Source organism: Aerococcus viridans (assembly GCF_001543285.1).
Lineage (GTDB): Bacteria > Bacillota > Bacilli > Lactobacillales > Aerococcaceae > Aerococcus > Aerococcus viridans.
Window position 1 is genome coordinate 957,628 of record NZ_CP014164.1, and the last position, 18,731, is coordinate 976,358.

The following is an 18,731-nucleotide window of genomic DNA, read 5'->3' on the forward strand; positions in this document are numbered from 1 at the left end:
AAAAGAATGAATAGTCAGACACGAAATTAAAGCATAGCTAATTCCGTGCCTAATGCCTCGAAGATAATGATAGGAAAAAGCATAGCAGAACGCTTATTCACTAACTATAATAATACTTCTCGCCTTATACCCTGACTCACATCCTGTGGCTTAGCATATGAATTTCTTAAGAAGTTTGATATAATAAATTAATTAATGAGCGACAGATTCAGAATTTTGGGGTGTATGATATGAAGTGGAGTATTCCAAGTAAGATAATCGAGCAAGGACGCGCTTTGGTAAAGGAAAATCGGGTGCTTAAAGTAGTACCAGATGAAGAAAATACTGTTTGGCGTGCAGAAGTACTCGATGATGACACGTATACCGTGATCTTAGATGGAACTGCTAAAGAAGAAGATGTGTGTCAGTGTCAGGTCTTTCAAAAGAAAGGCTACTGTGAGCATACAGTTGCAGTAGAACTGTTCTTAAGAGAAATGGGCATGACGCGTGTTCACCAATTTAATGAGGAATTGAAACGTTATCCAGAAGTAGATGATGAAGTGGAACTACAAGTGAATGAAGTCATTGAAGGTTATTTAAGCCACCGTCAAGTAACCAGTCCTGTGAAACGTTTACCGCGGTCTAGTAGAGTAAAAGTGACTTTAGAAGTTCAATTCGACGAAGTGAGACCTTATATCATTTCCTATGAGGATATTGCCTACTTGCGTATTCGCGTGGGTGTCAACAACTTGTATTATGTAACAGATATGGATAAATTCTTCCAAGCTGTTGTCCAAAATACCTTATACATTCTACCTAATCGGGACCGTGAGGAAATTTGGTTGTCACCGGCAACCCTTGGTCAAGACACTTATGACCTAATGGTCGAACTAGCGAATGCCTACCAATTGCGTAATAAGTGGTTGCTACTAGTGATGAATACACCAGAAAATAAAAAGAACACCCAACGTTTCTATTTGATGAGTGAGGAATTAAATCGCTTGAAGGACCTTTATCTTGCAGATAACCGGATTTCAATCCGCTTTAAACTTGATGGTAATGCTATTAAACCAACATTCTCTAAGGAAAAAGCTTTGGTATTTAGCTTGCAAACAGACAATGATTTATATCAATTAACTTGGGATCAATCAGTCAATTGGCTGGCGCAATATGGTTTACTGATTCAAGATGAAACATTATATGAAACCACTCAAGACAGCAATTTCTATGATGACTTGCGATTTTTACAGGGCTTCTTTGCAGAAAACGAATATCAGATTTCCTTGCCAGCTGAAGAAATGATTTATTTTATCAGCTTATTCGGTGGGACTTTGATGGCGTATAGCGAAATTGATCAATTAGAAGAATTGTTTGACTTATATCAAGAAGACTTGCAAGTTCATGTAACCTTGGATGTTGAGGGATCTGATTTATATGTCACCCCTGAATACCAATACGGGAAATACTTAGTTTCTGATGACGCGGAAAACCAAGTTCTACCAGATGATGATGTGGTTTTAGTCCGTGACTTCTCTGGTGAAGTGACGGTTGAAAATACCTTAAAAGCTTTAGGCTTTAGTTCGCAGAAGGGGGCCTTTGTCCAACATTTCGATAACTTGACCGACGTTATGACCAATATTGAAAATTTCGGTCGTTTATTCATTGACCAATGGGACATTAAATATGGTAAATTCCTGCGCAATGTCTATGACAACAAAGTCAATGCAACTGTGAAAATGACACCAAGTGACGGAAGTCGATTCTTGTCAGTAGATTTTGAATTATCTGACGTTGAACCAGTTGAAGTGGACCGTATTTTAAACGCCATTATGGAAAATGAAGCATATATTCGTTTACGTGATGGTCGGATTATAGACGTGCAAAATACCATGGATGACGAACAGAAGCGTATGCTTCAACAAATTTCTGCCGCCAATAACGACTGGCAGAACGGTGACGTGGTCCCTATTTTCCAAACCTTACGATTCCAAACATTGGTGGACGGAAATGAGGTATTTGAAGAATTCTACGATGATATTGTACGGGCTAAAGAAAAAGACTACACGCCGTCAGCTAACCTGAAAGCAACCTTATCTGACTATCAAGAAACGTCAGTGAAATGGTTTAGAGGACTAGCTAAATACCAATTGGGTGGCTTATTAGCGGATGAGATGGGTCTAGGGAAAACTGTTCAAACGATTTCCTTTGTGCTTGACTATATCGAAAACAACCCACATGAAAAGTCATTGGTCTTGGCGCCAGCATCTGTTCTATATAACTGGGCCCATGAGTTTAAGCGGTTTACACCAACCTTAAATGTGGCCGTGGTAGATGGGACGATTGACGAACGGGAAGCGATTCGCCACGACGATACCATTGATGTTTGGTTGACTTCATACCAATCATATCGAAATGACCAAGAAGCCTACCAGAAAGTGAATTTGGACATTTTAGTCTTAGATGAAGCCCAAGCTATCAAAAATGACAACACGATTCTATATAGATCAGTCAAGAAACAAGTAGCGGCTATGCGGATTGGTTTATCGGGTACACCAATGGAGAATAATTTGAATGAATTCTGGGCTTTGATGCAGATTATTGTGCCTGGGTTATTGCCGAATAAGCACGAATTCCAAAAACTGTCAGTAGGGGAAGTAGCTCGTATTGCCAGTCCATTCGTTCTACGTCGTACCAAAAATGACGTAGCCCTACAGTTACCAACAAAAACTGTTACCGATAGATTCAGCATGTTGGACCCTGAGCAGAAGAATATTTACCTAGCTTACCTGAAGAAAATTCAAGACCAGTTAAATAATGATTCATCGAATGCAGGGCAAACGCATATGGAATTATTGGCGGGTATTACACGCTTACGTCAAATTTGTTGCCACCCACGCCTTGTGAAAAATGACTATACGGGTCAATCTGGTAAGTTTGAATACTTCAAGATTATGTTGAAACGTGCCATCCAATCAGGTCGTAAAGTACTGGTATTCTCTCAATTTACGAGCATGTTAGACGTGATGTCTGAGTACCTTGCTGAAGAGGGTATTGACTACTACATGATGACTGGTCAAACCAATAAAAAAATCCGTCAAGAACAAGTAGACGAATTCAATACCGGCGATAAATCAGTCTTCTTGATATCATTACGTGCTGGTGGGGTAGGGATCAACTTGACTGGTGCAGATACCATCTTCTTATATGATTTATGGTGGAACCCAGCGGTGGAGGAGCAAGCTATTGGCCGTGCCCACCGGATTGGTCAGAAGAATGATGTTGAAGTGGTTCGCTTTATTACCGAAGGGACAATTGAGCAACGTATTGCTGAACTTCAAGAAGAGAAGCGCTACCTATTCGAACAATTATTTGATGACGGTGACCAAGCGGGCAGTCAAAATCTAAGCTTGGACGATCTGAAATTTATCCTTGGTGTCAGCCAAGCCTTATAAGTATAAATACCAACCATGACTGTTTCGCCCTTTTTCAAATAATGGCTTGAAAAGGGGGGTGGATTATGGTAATATATTCGAGTGTCAAATGACACATATTTCACACCTTATGGATGGAATCGCGTGGTGCTAGTATTTGCTAGTGGCGAGTCTTTGAAATAGGGGCGGAAAAATAAAAACCAAATGGAGGAATTTAACATGCCAGTTATTAGCATGAAACAATTATTAGAAGCTGGTGTTCACTTTGGACATCAAACACGTCGTTGGAACCCTAAAATGGATAAATACATCTTTACTGAGCGTAATGGTATTTACATCATTGACTTACAAAAAACTGTTAAGTTAGTAGACCAAGCTTACAACGCTATGCGTGATTTAGTAGGTAACGATGGTATCGCGTTATTCGTGGGTACTAAAAAACAAGCACAAGATTCAATCGCTGACGAAGCGACTCGTGCAGGTCAATACTACGTAAATCACCGTTGGTTAGGTGGTACTTTAACTAACTGGGAAACTATCCAAAAACGTATCAAACACTTAAAAAACATTAAAGAAATGGAAGTAGACGGTACTTTTGACGTTCTTCCTAAAAAAGAAGTTGTTGGCTTATTGAAAGAAAAAGAACGTCTAGAAAAATTCTTAGGCGGTATCGAAGATATGCCACGTATTCCAGATGTTATGTTTGTTGTTGACCCTCGTAAAGAAAAAATTGCGATCCAAGAAGCACACAAATTAAACATCCCTGTTATCGCCATGGTTGATACTAACTGTGATCCAGATGAAGTAGATTACGTAATCCCTTCAAACGATGACGCTATCCGCGCTATCAAATTGATCACTGGTGGTATGGCTGAAGCAATTCTTGAAGCTAAACAAGGCGCTCAAGAAGAAGCTGAACAAGATGTAACTGTTGAAGACTTCAAAGGTGACGAAGTTTTAGACGAGGTTGCTGAGTAAGCTTTGCTATAGTTGAAGATTACTTCAATTAGTAGTAAAATATAAACAGTAGATGGCTATCTGATTAAGTTTGTCTAAGCTATATTCGGCTTTCCTTCTTAGTTAAGATAGCCTTTTTTTAAAGAATGCATGCAATTAGGAGGAAAATTTTAAATGGCAATTACTGCAAAACAAGTTAAAGAATTACGCGACCGCACTGGTGTAGGTATGATGGATGCTAAGAAAGCCTTAGTTGAAGTTGACGGAGATATGGACAAAGCTATCGACTTCCTACGTGAAAAAGGTATCGCTAAAGCTGCTAAGAAAGCTGACCGTGTTGCTGCTGAAGGTTTAACTAAAGCTGTAGCTAAAGGAAACGACGCTGTAATTGTAGAAGTTAACTCTGAAACTGACTTCGTTGCACGTAACGATCAATTCGTTGAATTACTAGAAACTGTTGCATTAGCTATCTTAGAGCAAAAACCTGCTACTGTAGAAGCTGCTTTAACTGATGTAACTGTTGAAGGTAAAGACTTAGATACATACATTAAAGAAAAAGCTGCTGTAATCGGAGAAAAAATCTCATTACGTCGCTTTGAAACTTTAACAAAAACAGATGACCAAGAATTTGGTCTATACTCTCACCAAGGTGGACGTATTTCTGTTCTTACATTAATTGACGGAAACAACCCTGAATTTGCTAGCATGGTATCTATGCACATCGGTGGTATGAAACCTCAATTCTTAAACGAAGAATCTGTACCTGCTGAAGTTTACGAACACGAAAAAGCAGTTCTTACAGAACAATCATTAAACGAAGGTAAACCAAAAGAAATCGTTGAAAAAATGATTACTGGTCGTTTACGTAAATTCTTCGCAGAAATCTGCTTAGTTGATCAAAAATACTTATTAGACGACAGCAAAACTGTTGCAGAAGTTGCAAAAGAAAACAATGCTGAAATCAAAGGTTTCTTCCGTTTTGAAGTCGGCGAAGGTATTGAAAAACGCCAAGACGATTTCGCTAGCGAAGTTGCTGCTCAAATGGGTAAATAATTTAACAACATCCCGATATACACTTTTTGAATTTGCTTAAAATAGAGAAGTAATGAAGAGGGAATTTAAAATAGGTTGGGAAAGGTTTCTTTCTCAACCTTTTTAGTAAGGAGAATAGAATGACAGAACCTAAATACAAACGCGTAGTCTTGAAACTTTCAGGTGAGGCTTTATCAGGTAACAACGGTTTCGGTATTGATCCAGAAACCATGAAGGGTATTGCTAAAGAAATCAAAGAAGTTCACCGTTTAGGCGTACAAATCTCAATCGTCGTAGGTGGCGGTAACATTTGGCGTGGTAAAACTGGGGAAGAAATGGGTATGGAACGTGCACAAGCCGACTACATGGGTATGCTAGCAACGATCATGAATGCCCTAGGTTTACAAGATGTTTTAGAAAACATTGGGGTGCCAACTCGCGTACAAACTTCTATTGACATGCGTCAAATCGCGGAACCATATATCCGCCGCCGTGCTGAGCGTCACTTAGAAAAAGGACGTGTTGTTATTTTTGCTGGGGGTACTGGTAATCCTTACTTCTCAACAGATACAACAGCCTCTCTACGTGCTGCTGAAATTGAAGCAGATGTGATTTTAATGGCTAAAAACGGGGTAGATGGTGTATATTCTGACGATCCTCGTAAGAACGATGCTGCTGTTAAATACGATAAATTATCACATTTAGAAGTCATCAGCAACAACCTACAAGTAATGGACACTACAGCTTCATCATTAAGCATGGACAACAATATTCCTTTAGTTGTATTCAATCTAAATGAAGAAGGCAATATCCGCCGTGTTATCCTTGGTGAAGAAATTGGGACAACAATAGAAGGGTAAAGGAGAAATTTCAATGGCTATTGATAATTTACTAAAAGAAACTAAAGACCGTATGGTGAAATCTGAAGAGGCATTTACACGTACGCTAGCGCGCATCCGTGCAGGTGTAGCAAACGCTTCTTTATTAGACGGCATTACTGTTGAATACTACGGTGTGCCAACTGACTTACGTCAATTGGCAACAATCACTATTCCAGAGCCTCGTATGTTACAAATCTCTCCATACGATAAAAGTTCTTTAAATGATATCGAACGTGCTTTACAACAATCTGACTTAGGTATTCCACCTACAAACGATGGTTCAGTAATTCGTTTGATTATCCCAGCTTTAACACAAGAACGTCGTAAAGAGTTAAGTAAAACAGTTGGTAAAGACTTGGAAGATGCTAAAATAGCTATCCGCAACATCCGTCGTGACGCGATTGATGAAACGAAAAAAGCTGAAAAAGCAAAAGAAATCACTGAAGATGACGTACGTTCATACGAAAGTGATATCCAAGATTTAACAAACGCTGCAATTAAAAACGTTGAGAAAATCGCCTCTGATAAAGAAGACGAAATCATGAACGTTTAATCTAGCATCTGTTCAGATAATCATACAAAGAAAGCCAGCAGGCCTCATTTTGAGATGACCTGCTGGCTTTTATTTGCCGTATGCTTTGAGGATGGTTGTCATTTTCCAAATCTCAATGGTATTGAACTTGTCTCACTACTAACAAATTTATGGACTAGGTCAAGAGATAAAGAACTGTTGAGCTAGGGGATAAGTATAGGTTTTTCTCCAAATTTTTGATACAATTGTCTAGAATTACAAATGGAGGTTCAATATGGTGACAGAAGTAAACTATAATCCAGCATTACCTATACCAAATCACATCGCAGTGATTATGGACGGAAACGGTAGATGGGCACAGGCTCGTGGATTAAAACGAACAGACGGACATTCAGAGGGATTAAAAGCCCTAAAACGTGTGGTCATTGCAGCACATAAAATGGGCGTGAAGGTACTGACAGCATATGCCTTCTCAACTGAAAATTGGAAGCGACCAATTACGGAAGTAAATTATTTAATGGGCTTACCCAAAGTATTAAACGATGAAATCTTACCTGATTTAATCGACAACAATGTACAAGTTCGCATGAGTGGGAACTTCGATAAAGTACCACTAGGGACAAAGAAATATATTCAAAATGCCATGGATCGTACTAAAGACAACACTGGTTTAATTTTGAATATTGCCTTTAACTATGGCTCACGTGATGAAATCACCAAAGCCGTTCAAAATATTGCCACATCAGTAGCAAATGGCGACTTGAAAGTGAAAGATATTTCTGAAGACACCATTTCAGACAATTTATATACAGCTCAATTAGGTGAATATGCTGACCCAGACTTATTGATTCGTTCAAGTGGGGAAGTTCGTTTATCGAATTACCTATTGTGGCAGTTGGCCTATAGTGAAATGGTGTTTACTGACACGAAATGGCCAGACTTTGATGAAGCTATTATGCAGGAGTGTGTTGGCGAATTTCAACGTAGAAACCGTCGATTCGGAGCGATAGATACCAAATAGAAAGAGGGGTTCTCATGACACAAAGAGTTATCAGCGCTGTTGTTGCTCTTGCCATTTTTATCCCACTTTTATTTATAGGTGGTCGTCCTTTCGACTTGATGGTAGCGATTATAGCAATAGTTGCTTACTATGAAATTTTACAAATGGCAAAAATTCCATTCCCCTCATGGCGGGGGATTATCGGTTTAATCACCATGATGTTACAACTACTGCCGTCTTATTATCTAGCACTACTGCCACAAGAAATCGACTATATGACGCTTTACTTCGCTGGTTTAGCCATGTTATTGATTATAATGGTCTTCAAACCAGAGGATATTAACTTTGAACAAGTAGGAGTCATTAGTTTAGCGGCCTTATACGTTGGCCGTGGTTTTCACTTATTAATTGAGACGAGATTAATGGGGCTCTTGCCGGTTATTTACGTTTTAATCATTATTTGGGGGAACGATACCTTTGCCTATTTAGTCGGTCGCCAAATTGGCCGAACTCCCTTAGCGCCAAAAGTATCACCTAATAAAACCATTGAAGGATCATTAGGCGGCATCATAGGGGCCTTTATATGTTCAAGTATTGTCCTTTATTTTAACAACATCTTTGGCATATCAATCATGGATAATTTGATTTTAGCCCTGATTTTAGGCTTTTTAGGACAGATGGGCGACTTAGTAGAATCATCCTTAAAACGGACTTACGAAGTCAAAGATTCAGGTAATATTATGCCCGGTCATGGCGGTTTCCTTGACCGTTTTGACAGTCTATTAATGGTATTACCCATGTTTTATTTCTTGATTCCATTCCTTGGAGCTTAGCAAGTATCCTAGCTAATCATATAGCTATAAATTTAGTAAGGAGCACATTATGACGACTATTATCGCATTTATATTTATATTTTCAGTTATCGTGATTGTCCATGAATTTGGGCACTATTATTTTGCCAAGAAAGCGGGCATCTTAGTCCGCGAATTCTCTATCGGTATGGGACCGAAAATTTTTCATTTCGAAGCTGAAGAAACGACATACACGCTACGCATGTTGCCAATCGGCGGTTACGTCCGTATGGCTGGGTTAGAAGAAATGTCAGACACCCTAACTAAGGGCATGCAAGTCGTCATTGAACAAGGTGAAGACGGCATTGTAGACACTATTTCGTTGGAAAATGAGGGCCAAAATTTTGCTGGCTTACCGCTAGAAGTATGGGCAGCCGACTTAGAAGAAGACATGTTCATCGAAGGTATTCCTTACGGTAGCGAAGAGAAAGTCCGTTACCAAGTGTCAAAAACAGCAAACATCGTTGAATCTGACGGAACAATCGTGAAAGTCGCGCCAATAGAACGTCAATTCCAATCTGCCAACATCTGGCAACGACTAATCGTTAATCTCGCTGGACCAATGAACAACTTTATCCTAGGTGTTCTAGCTTTCATACTACTAGCCTTCATGCAAGGCGGTGTTTGGTCAAACGAAGCTGAAATCGGTGCTGTTCAAGAAGATTCTGCAGCTCAAGCAGCAGGACTAGAGGCGGGTGACCAAATCTTGTCAATCGACGATCAACCGGTCGAATCATTTGACGATATGCAAGCTATTGTCCAATCAAACCCAGACCAATCACTTACTTTTACCATCAACCGTGATGGTAAAGAACAAGAAGTTCCGGTGACACCACAAGCAACAGAGACCGAATCAGGTGAAACAATTGGGTTAATTGGGGCACAAAGAGCGCAAGATACGTCATTTATGGCTAAAATTACTTTTGGTTTTACTAGCGCGTGGACCATGATTACAGGTATTTTCTCTATTATTGGAGGTATGTTTAAAACTGGATTTGATATCAACAACTTTGGTGGACCGGTTTACATGTACCAAACTACCTCTCAAGTCGTGTCCTTTGGGATGACAGGGGTCATTTCTTGGTTAGCTTCCTTGAGTATTAACCTAGGAATTGTCAATTTACTACCGGTACCAGCTTTAGATGGTGGTAAAATAGTCTTGAACCTGGTCGAATTAGTACGAGGTAAACCACTACAAGCTAAAACAGAAGGCATGATCAATATCGTCGGTGCAGTGCTTGTCATTGTTTTAATGATTGCAGTTACCTGGAATGATATTATGCGCATGTTTGGCTAATTAATCTATTGCATCAAACCAATTAAAAACAGTAAGTCAGAAGGCCATAGCGATGGCCTTTTGTTATTAAACAGGAAAGGAAATAAGTCAATGTCAGAATCAAAAGAAGCCCTATTTCAGGCCTTATTAGGACAAATTCATTGGACCGATGAAAACACGGCTATCCAAAATGGTTGGTTAGAAAATGTCGTGGTCCATACCAAATCACGGTTGTGGCAGTTTAAAATTGGCTTGCCAACACGTATAGATGCCGCCACTTTTTTAACCTTTGAAGAACACTTGAAAAAGGGATTCGACCATGTTGGGGCAGTGGACTTTTCAATTGAGGTTGCTGACCAAAGCCAACCAGCAAATCAAGCTGTCCTAGACTACTGGCCTATCATAGTGAACCGATCTGGTATTTCAAACGGAATTGCCAAAGCCACTTTCCAAGGGCAATTACCCTCATTTGAAAACAACCGCTACTATATACGCGTGGACAACCAACCATTAAGACAACTCATTCAAGAAAACTATCTTGAAGTTATCAAACAAAATTACCAAATGGTTGGATTTCCTAAGGTGCCTCTTGAAATTATTATTGATGAAGAAACAGCCAAAGACCGGCGTGATGTCTTTGTAGAAAGGGCCAATGAACTAGCTGAACAACAACAAGAAATGGCCAAAAAAGCAGCTGAAAAACAAAAAGAAATAGCTGCTGCCGGCAATAACGGTCAAGCAATCAAAGTGGATAAAATTCAATTAGGGAAACATATCCCCGTTGACGACAAGTTAAGAGCCATGAATACCTACGTTGAAGAACAACGTTTTGTATCTATGGAAGGGGTTGTTTTCGATGTTGAAGTTAAAATATTAAAAACTGGCCGTCGTATATTAAATGCCAAAATTTCGGATTATACATCAGCTTTCTTAATTCAAATGTTCTCTAGAACGGAGGAAGATATCGCAATTTTTGATGCCATACGCAAAGGCATGTGGTTGCGGGTCCGCGGTGATTTGCAAATGGATGACCGTTTCGCCCGTGACTTGGTTTTAAACGTTCGTGACTTAGAAGAAATTTCTAAGGCCAAACGACAAGATAATGCCGATAAAAAACGGGTGGAATTACATGTCCACACCAATATGTCGATGTTGGATGCAACGAATTCAATTTCAGATTTCACCAACCAAGCCAAAGATTGGGGCCATACTGCTATTGCGGTCACTGACCATGCAACCCTCCAAGCTTACCCAGAGGCTTCAGGCGCTGCTAAATCTACTGGTTTGAAAATGATTTACGGTGTTGAAGCGAATATCGTGGATGATGGCGTCCCCATCGCTTATAACCCTGACCACATTGAATTAAAAGAAGCGACTTACGTCGTATTTGACGTGGAGACCACGGGATTATCCGCGATTTACGACAATATTATTGAATTAGCGGCCGTTAAAATGCAGAACGGTAATGTAATTGATACTTTTGAAGAATTTATTAATCCGGGGCGACCACTTTCAGCTACTATTATTGATTTAACAGGGATTACCGATGCCATGTTAGCCAATACCCGTACCGAAAAAGAGGTTATTTCGGACTTTAGAGAGTGGGTGGGGGATGCAATTTTCGTTGCCCATAATGCCAGCTTTGATATGGGCTTTATCGATACAGCATACAACCGTCATGGCTTTGAAAAATCACATAATGCCGTGATCGACACACTTGAAATGTCAAGGTTCTTGCATCCAAATTTAAAATCGCATCGTTTGAATACTTTGGCCAAACGCTACAATGTTGCCTTGGAACAACATCACCGGGCCGTGTATGATGCGGAAACCACAGGTGCCTTAGCCTGGATTTTCATCAAAGAAGCAGCCGCCGACCATGAAATTTTCTATCACGACGAATTAAACAAAGATGTTGGTAAGGGGGACGCCTACAAGCAAGGTCGACCATTCCATGCCGTTTTGCTAGCTAAAAACCAAACAGGGTTAAAAGACCTCTTTAAATTGGTGTCCGCGTCTAATATCGACTATTACTACCGTGTGCCACGAATTCCGCGGTCACTCTTATCCAGTCATCGAGAGAACTTATTAGTTGGTTCAGCTTGTGCTGGTGGGGAAGTATTTGAGGCCTTAATGCAAAAAGGGAAGGTTGAAGCTGAGAAAAAAGCTGCCTTCTATGACTACCTAGAGTTGCAACCTAAGGGCGTGTACAAACCTTTAATCTTAGATGAATTGATTCAAGACGAAGCGACGCTTGAAAAAATCATGAAAGATATGCTTGAAATTGGGGAATCGGTCAACAAACCTGTTGTTGCAACAGGAGATGTCCATTACCTAAATGAAGAGGATAAATTGTACCGGGAAATTTTAATTAATTCGATCAAATCTAACCGGACCAAAAACTTTCCAGAAGCCCATTTCCGCTCAACTGAAGAAATGTTGCAAGAATTTGCCTTCCTAGGTGAGGAAACGGCATACCAAATTGTCGTTGAAAATTCCAATGCCATTGCAGACAGCATTGAGTTTGTGGAACCTTTGAAAGACAAATTGTATACACCAACTATTGAAGGGGCCGAACAAGAACTGACAGATATGTCATTTGAAAAAGCCCATGAAATCTACGGAAAAGAACTACCAGAAATCGTTGAAGCCCGCTTAGATAAAGAATTGAAATCCATTATTTCTAATGGGTTCTCCGTTATCTATCTGATTTCGCAAAAACTGGTGAAGAAATCCAATGACGACGGCTATATCGTAGGTTCCCGTGGGTCAGTTGGTTCCTCATTTGTAGCGACCATGTCAGGGATTACCGAAGTAAACCCGTTGGCGCCGCATTATGTGTGCCCGAATTGCCATTACAGTCATTTCTTTACGGATGGCTCAGTTGGTTCAGGATTCGACTTACCGGATAAACCCTGTCCTGAATGTGGGACAAATCTAGATAAAGACGGGCAAGATATTCCATTTGAAACCTTCCTAGGATTTAAAGGGGACAAGGTGCCCGATATCGATTTGAACTTCTCCGGTGAATACCAAGCGCGTGCCCATGCCTATACCAAAGTCCTTTTCGGTGACGACCACGTTTTCCGGGCCGGAACAATTGGTACGGTAGCAGATAAAACAGCCTTCGGATACGTATTAGGTTACGACCAAGACAAAAATTTAAACTTGCGTAAGACAGAGAAGGAATTCTTAGCCAAGGGTGCAACAGGAGTGAAACGGACGACTGGACAGCATCCAGGGGGGATTATCGTTATCCCAGAAAATATGGATGTATATGACTTTACACCTATCCAATTCCCGGCTGATGACGTGGAATCGGAATGGAAGACGACCCACTTCGATTTCCATTCCATCCATGATAATGTCTTGAAATTAGATATCCTTGGGCACGATGACCCGACCATGATTCGTAAATTACAGGATTTATCCGGCATTGATCCAACCGAAATTCCAATCGATGATCCAGAAGTATATGAATTATTCAATGGGACAGAAGTTTTAGGTGTTACCAAAGAACAAATCTATTCCAACACTGGTACGTTAGGGATACCCGAGTTTGGGACCCGGTTCACTAGACAAATGCTTGAAGCAACCAAACCATCAACCTTCGCCGAACTACTGCAGATCTCCGGTTTATCGCATGGTACGGACGTTTGGTTAGGCAATGCCGAAGTACTTGTCCGGGAAAAAGGGCTACCGCTAAGTGAAGTTATCGGTTGTCGTGACGATATCATGGTTTACTTAATCCATCGTGGCCTACCTGAATCAGATGCCTTTCAAATAATGGAAAAGGTCCGTAAAGGTAAGGGATTGTCAGAAGAACACAAGGCCATCATGCGGGAATACGACGTGCCGGAATGGTATATGGATTCATGTGAAAAAATCAAATACATGTTCCCGAAAGCCCATGCCGCTGCCTATGTATTGAATGCTATGCGGGTAGCTTGGTTTAAAGTGAAACATCCAATTTGGTACTACTGTGCCTACTTATCAGTACGAGCGAGTGACTTTGACCTTGTATCCATGTCGAACGGTAAAGAATCGACTAAGGCCAAAATTAACGAAATCAATGCCAAAGGAATGGAAGCTTCTACTAAAGAGAAACAATTATTAACAGTTCTTGAGATTGTAAACGAGATGTGGGAACGTGGCTTTACCTTAAAAATGGTCGATATCAATAAATCTCATGCAACTGAATTTATTATTGAAGATGACAATACTTTGATTGCGCCTTTTAGAGCCATTGACGGTTTAGGTACAAACGTGGCCAAATCCATTGTTGCAGCACGTGAGGAATCACCATTTCTATCAAAAGAAGACCTACAAACCCGCGGTAAAGTGTCTAAATCATTGATTGAATACATGACGGAAAACCATGTATTAGATGGTTTACCAGACCAAAACCAATTATCACTATTTGATTTTTAAAACGCAAAGCAGGACTGCCAATCTATTTGCCGGGCAGTCCTGCTTTTTTTTTTTTGAGCGTTATTTTTGATGTGATTACCTTATTATGTTAACATAATATTGTGTGCATCATTTTTAAGTAAATCCGTTCGCTTAACCGCAATACTCGCAACAAATCATACGCCAGTGTTATGGTTATTTGTTGCTTTTTACCATGTATATTCATTATTTAAAAGGAGGAATTCTATGCAGCAATTGCTAGATAAGCTTAAAGAAGTGATATCTTCGGTCTTACCTATCGTCATCCTTGTATTCGCCCTAGCATTTACCCTGGTTGATGTGCCAGGAGATATGATGGCGAGATTCGCAATTGGTTCAATCCTATTAACACTAGGACTGACCATTTTCCTATTCGGGGTAGATATTGGTATGACGCCAATTGGGAATTATTTAGGTGATTCGATTATTCGATCAAGTTCCCATTTAATCGTACTATTATTATCATTCTTTATAGGGTTTTCGATTACCGTAGCCGAACCAGCCCTATTAATTTTGAGCCAGCAAATTTCTGATGTAACGGGTGGCGTTTTAGGGTCACAAACCATTGTTGTCGTTGTATCAATAGGTGTGGGGGTTATGATCGCCCTTGCTGTTTATCGGGTAATGAAAGATGTCGCCTTGAAGTGGTTCTTCCTAGCCGTTTATGCGGTCATTACTTTATTATCAATTTTCGTAGATTCTACCTTCCAAGCTATGTCATTTGATGCCCCAGGTGCAACGACTGGTGTCTTAACAACACCATTCGTATTGGCCTTAGGTACGAGTGTTTCCGCTAAAAAAGGTGGTAAAGGGGCTGAAGATGATTCCTTTGGTTTAGTAGGTGCCATGTCAACAGGACCAATCTTAGCCGTGATGATGATGTCACTAGTTCAAAGTTCATCTTTCCAAAATTCTGATGAGGCTTACCAATATACTGAAGGGATTATCCGTCCATTCATCGCAAATATTGGTCATACTGTTCAAGAATCAGTAGTTTCACTTATTCCAATTTTAATCCTATTCGCAATTGTGATTTATTTTTATAGAAGAATCAATAAAGGTGAATTACGCCGTATTGCTGTTGGGGTTGTCTATGTCTTGATTGGTTTAACCTTCTTCTTAATCGGGGTTAACCAAGGGTTTATGGATATGGGTCGTTACTTAGCGACTGAATTAGCCACTAACCATGAACCCTTAGTTCTATGGATTGGTCTTGTGATGGGGCTAGTTGTTGTATTAGCTGAACCAGCTGTACACATACTTGGAGACCAAGTTGAAGACGTAACGGGTGGACATATCCCTAATAAGTTGTTATTATTCTCCTTGTCGATTGGTGTAGGTTTAGCTGTAATGATGTCAATGCTTCGTATTATGGTACCAGGCGTTGAATTGTGGCACTTCCTATTGCCAGGATTTGGTTTATCAATCTTATTAAGCTTTTACGTACCCAACCTGTTTACAGGTATCGCCTTCGATGCTGGTGGGGTAGCATCTGGTCCGATGACAGCGACATTTATCTTGCCCTTTGCTCAAGGTGTAGCCGATACGTTACCGCAAGCAGATGTATTAGTAGATGGTTTCGGTATCATCGCAATGGTGGCAATGACCCCAGTGTTGATGGTTCAAATCCTAGGTTTAATCTATAAATTACGCGTTAAAAACAATAAAGCAATTGGTGAATAAGGGGGTTAATTGATGACTGTAGAATCAGTGGCGTTTTTTGCTATTGTAAACCATGGTATTGGGCAAAAAGTACTTAAAACTGCCAAAGAGCATGGAACCGGTGGTGGCACCTTAGTCCTTTGTGATGGCACCATTCCAAATAAATTCCTTAACTTAATGGGACTTGATGAATCTAAGAAAGAATTGATGATTACATTAGCTCCTAAGGAATTTGAAAGTGACATTCACAAAAAAATCACTGAGAAAATGAAATTAGACAAGAAAGGCTTGGGTATCCTGTTCTCAGCAGATACATCAAGCGTTTGTGGTAGTCGTTTATTGAATCGGGCATTTGAAGAAAAAGGTGAAAATATGAGTGAGTATCAACTATTAGTATCAATTGTCGACCGCGATTCAGGGGATGATGTTGTTGCAGCTGCCCGTAAAGAAGGCGCTAAAGGTGCAACCATTCTTCACGGTCGTGGAACAGGGACAACTGAAATCTCTAAACTATTCAATATTGAAATTCAACCAGAAAAAGAAATCGTTCTGTTAGTAGTTGAAGCTGAAAAAGTCCATCCAGTATCTGAAAGTATTCGTACCGCAATGGACTTAGATCAACCAGGTAGCGGTGTTGTCTTTTCAATTCCAGTTAACCAAGTTACAGGTTTGGTTCAGAACTTGTAAAAATCGCTTGATAGCAACAATTATTGCGAATCAAGCTCCCATATGTTATACTGTCTAAGTAGAAAGAAGACAGTGGTGGAGTGAGCGGTGACGCTCACTTTTTTCATGGTAATAAGGTAAAAATAAGAAAAGCGAGGGGAAATATGGCTAAAGTAACAGACCAAATGCAAGAAATCGTTCAACCAATTATTGAAGACTTAGGCTTTATATTGTTTGATATCGAATTCGTTAAAGAAGGGAAATCTTGGTTCCTAAGAATTTACGTGGATAAACCAGGTGGTGGCATCGCAATAGAGGATTGTGTCACAGTTAGTGAACATATTTCTGAAGCTGTTGATCAATTAGAAACAGACCCAATCCCACAAGCTTATTACCTTGAAGTATCTTCTCCAGGTGCAGAACGTCCATTGAAGAATGATGACGATGTGCAAGCTGCAATCGGTGAATGGGTATTCTTGTCATTCTATCAAGCCATTGATGGTCAAAAAAATATTCAAGGCCGTCTACTTTCAGTATCAGATGATGCATATGAAGTTGAAACAAAAGACAAAACACGTAAAGTGGCAGTCACTGTAGAAAAATCAAATGTATCGTTAATCAGATTGGCCATTGAATTTTAAAATTTATCATTTTTGAAAGAGGGAATTTAGATGAGTAAAGAAATGTTAAGAGCCTTCGAAGCGCTTGAAGATGAAAAGGGCATTTCAAAAGAAGTCATTTTGGAAGCTTTAGAAGCTGCTTTAGTATCAGCTTACAAACGTAACTACCAACAAGCGCAAAATGTCGAAGTAAACTTTGACGTAAAAAAAGGTAGTATAGAGGTATACGCAGTGAAAGAAGTTGTTGATCTAGTGATGGACTCACAACTTGAAGTATCGCTTGAAGATGCTCATCACTTAAACAGTGCATATGAAATTGGCGACAAGATCAAATTTGAAGTAACACCAAAAGACTTTGGTCGTATTGCTGCACAAACTGCAAAACAAGTGATCATGCAACGAGTTCGTGAAGCTGAACGTTCAATTATTTACAACGAATACATTGATTATGAGGATGATATTTTAACTGGTATAGTCGAACGCCAAGACCGTCGTTATGTATACGTTAGCTTAGGTAAAATCGAAGCCGTTATCCCACCAGAAGGTCAAATTCCTAATGAAACCTTCCAACCACACGAGCGTGTACAAGTTTATGTAGAACGTGTTGAAAATACGACTAAAGGGCCACAAGTCTATGTCTCTCGTAGCCACCCAAGTCTATTGAAACGTCTATTTGAACAAGAAGTACCTGAGATTTTCGACGGTACTGTTGAAATTAAAGCCATCGCCCGTGAAGCTGGTGATCGTTCTAAAGTAGCGGTTGTATCAAACGACGCGAATATCGATGCAGTAGGTACTTGTGTTGGACCTCGTGGTTCACGTGTACAACGTATTGTAGACGAATTGAAAGGTGAAAATATGGATATCGTTCAATGGTCAGACGACATGGCAACTTTTATTTCAAATGCCTTAAACCCAGCTGATGTATTATCTGTACACTTTGTACCAGGTGAAACGTCTTGTGTGGTTGTCGTACCAGAAAACCACTTGTCTTTAGCTATTGGTAAACGTGGCCAAAATGCGCGTTTAGCGGCTAAATTAACAAACCACAAGATTGATATCAAATCTGAAGCTGACTTTGAAGCGTATATACAAACAGAAGAGTATGCAGAACGTTTTGCTGAAAAAGTATTAGTCGACGAAGACGTTGATCCAATTTTAGCTGGAGATATTGAATCTGCTGAAGAATATGAAGTAGTTACAGAAGGATCAACTTCAATTGATGAAGAAGATTTATTAGCCATGGATGACCTTGAAGAAGGTAATGTTGGTCCAGAAGCAATTGAAGATCAAATTGATGATGTTGAAGGCGAAGACAACGATATTATTGATGATGAAGCATTAATTGGTGAAGAAGATTTAGACCAACAAGAGCGTTTAAACCAAGAAGGCTAA

General features: G+C 39.9%; 13 protein-coding genes. All 13 read left to right on the top strand.

Annotated features, from left to right (window positions below; genetic code table 11):
* Positions 1-230 precede the first annotated feature (230 nt).
* Positions 231-3,431 carry an SNF2-related protein gene (locus AWM76_RS04625; protein WP_050774096.1) on the top strand — a complete coding sequence of 1,067 codons (3,201 nt, stop codon included), beginning with the start codon at positions 231-233 and terminating at the stop codon, positions 3,429-3,431.
* 198 nt (positions 3,432-3,629) lie between these two features.
* Positions 3,630-4,388 carry a 30S ribosomal protein S2 gene (gene rpsB, locus AWM76_RS04630; protein WP_039934631.1) on the top strand — a complete coding sequence of 253 codons (759 nt, stop codon included), beginning with the start codon at positions 3,630-3,632 and terminating at the stop codon, positions 4,386-4,388.
* Between the two features lie 153 nt (positions 4,389-4,541).
* Positions 4,542-5,420 carry a translation elongation factor Ts gene (tsf, locus tag AWM76_RS04635; protein WP_003141035.1) on the top strand — a complete coding sequence of 293 codons (879 nt, stop codon included), beginning with the start codon at positions 4,542-4,544 and terminating at the stop codon, positions 5,418-5,420.
* Between the two features lie 119 nt (positions 5,421-5,539).
* Entirely contained in the window at positions 5,540-6,259 is a 720-nt protein-coding gene (gene pyrH / locus AWM76_RS04640) for a UMP kinase (RefSeq protein ID WP_003141034.1), read from the top strand.
* 13 nt (positions 6,260-6,272) lie between these two features.
* Positions 6,273-6,833 (top strand): ribosome recycling factor, encoded by a 561-nt coding sequence (frr, locus tag AWM76_RS04645; protein WP_003141032.1) that lies wholly within the window; start codon positions 6,273-6,275, stop codon positions 6,831-6,833.
* Between the two features lie 253 nt (positions 6,834-7,086).
* The gene (locus AWM76_RS04650; protein ID WP_003141030.1) at positions 7,087-7,833 is read left to right on the top strand and encodes an isoprenyl transferase; all 747 of its coding nucleotides are present in this window, start codon (positions 7,087-7,089) and stop codon (positions 7,831-7,833) included.
* A 14-nt stretch (positions 7,834-7,847) separates the two neighbouring features.
* Positions 7,848-8,645 carry a phosphatidate cytidylyltransferase gene (locus AWM76_RS04655; protein WP_003141028.1) on the top strand — a complete coding sequence of 266 codons (798 nt, stop codon included), beginning with the start codon at positions 7,848-7,850 and terminating at the stop codon, positions 8,643-8,645.
* Positions 8,646-8,694: 49 nt separating this feature from the next.
* Complete coding sequence (rseP, locus tag AWM76_RS04660) at positions 8,695-9,960, top strand: RIP metalloprotease RseP (protein ID WP_003141026.1); 1,266 nt, start codon at positions 8,695-8,697, stop codon at positions 9,958-9,960.
* Positions 9,961-10,050: 90 nt separating this feature from the next.
* Positions 10,051-14,370, top strand: coding sequence for a PolC-type DNA polymerase III (locus tag AWM76_RS04665; RefSeq protein WP_003141024.1), 4,320 nt, complete (start codon positions 10,051-10,053; stop codon positions 14,368-14,370).
* Positions 14,371-14,595: 225 nt separating this feature from the next.
* Positions 14,596-16,071 (top strand): DUF1538 domain-containing protein, encoded by a 1,476-nt coding sequence (locus tag AWM76_RS04670; protein ID WP_003141022.1) that lies wholly within the window; start codon positions 14,596-14,598, stop codon positions 16,069-16,071.
* Positions 16,072-16,083: 12 nt separating this feature from the next.
* Entirely contained in the window at positions 16,084-16,737 is a 654-nt protein-coding gene (locus AWM76_RS04675) for a P-II family nitrogen regulator (protein ID WP_003141020.1), read from the top strand.
* Between the two features lie 143 nt (positions 16,738-16,880).
* On the top strand, positions 16,881-17,357 hold the full coding sequence (rimP, locus tag AWM76_RS04680) for a ribosome maturation factor RimP (protein WP_026465958.1): 477 nt from the start codon (positions 16,881-16,883) through the stop codon (positions 17,355-17,357).
* A 30-nt stretch (positions 17,358-17,387) separates the two neighbouring features.
* Positions 17,388-18,731, top strand: a complete 1,344-nt coding sequence (gene nusA / locus AWM76_RS04685; RefSeq protein WP_003141016.1) for a transcription termination factor NusA — start codon at positions 17,388-17,390, stop codon at positions 18,729-18,731.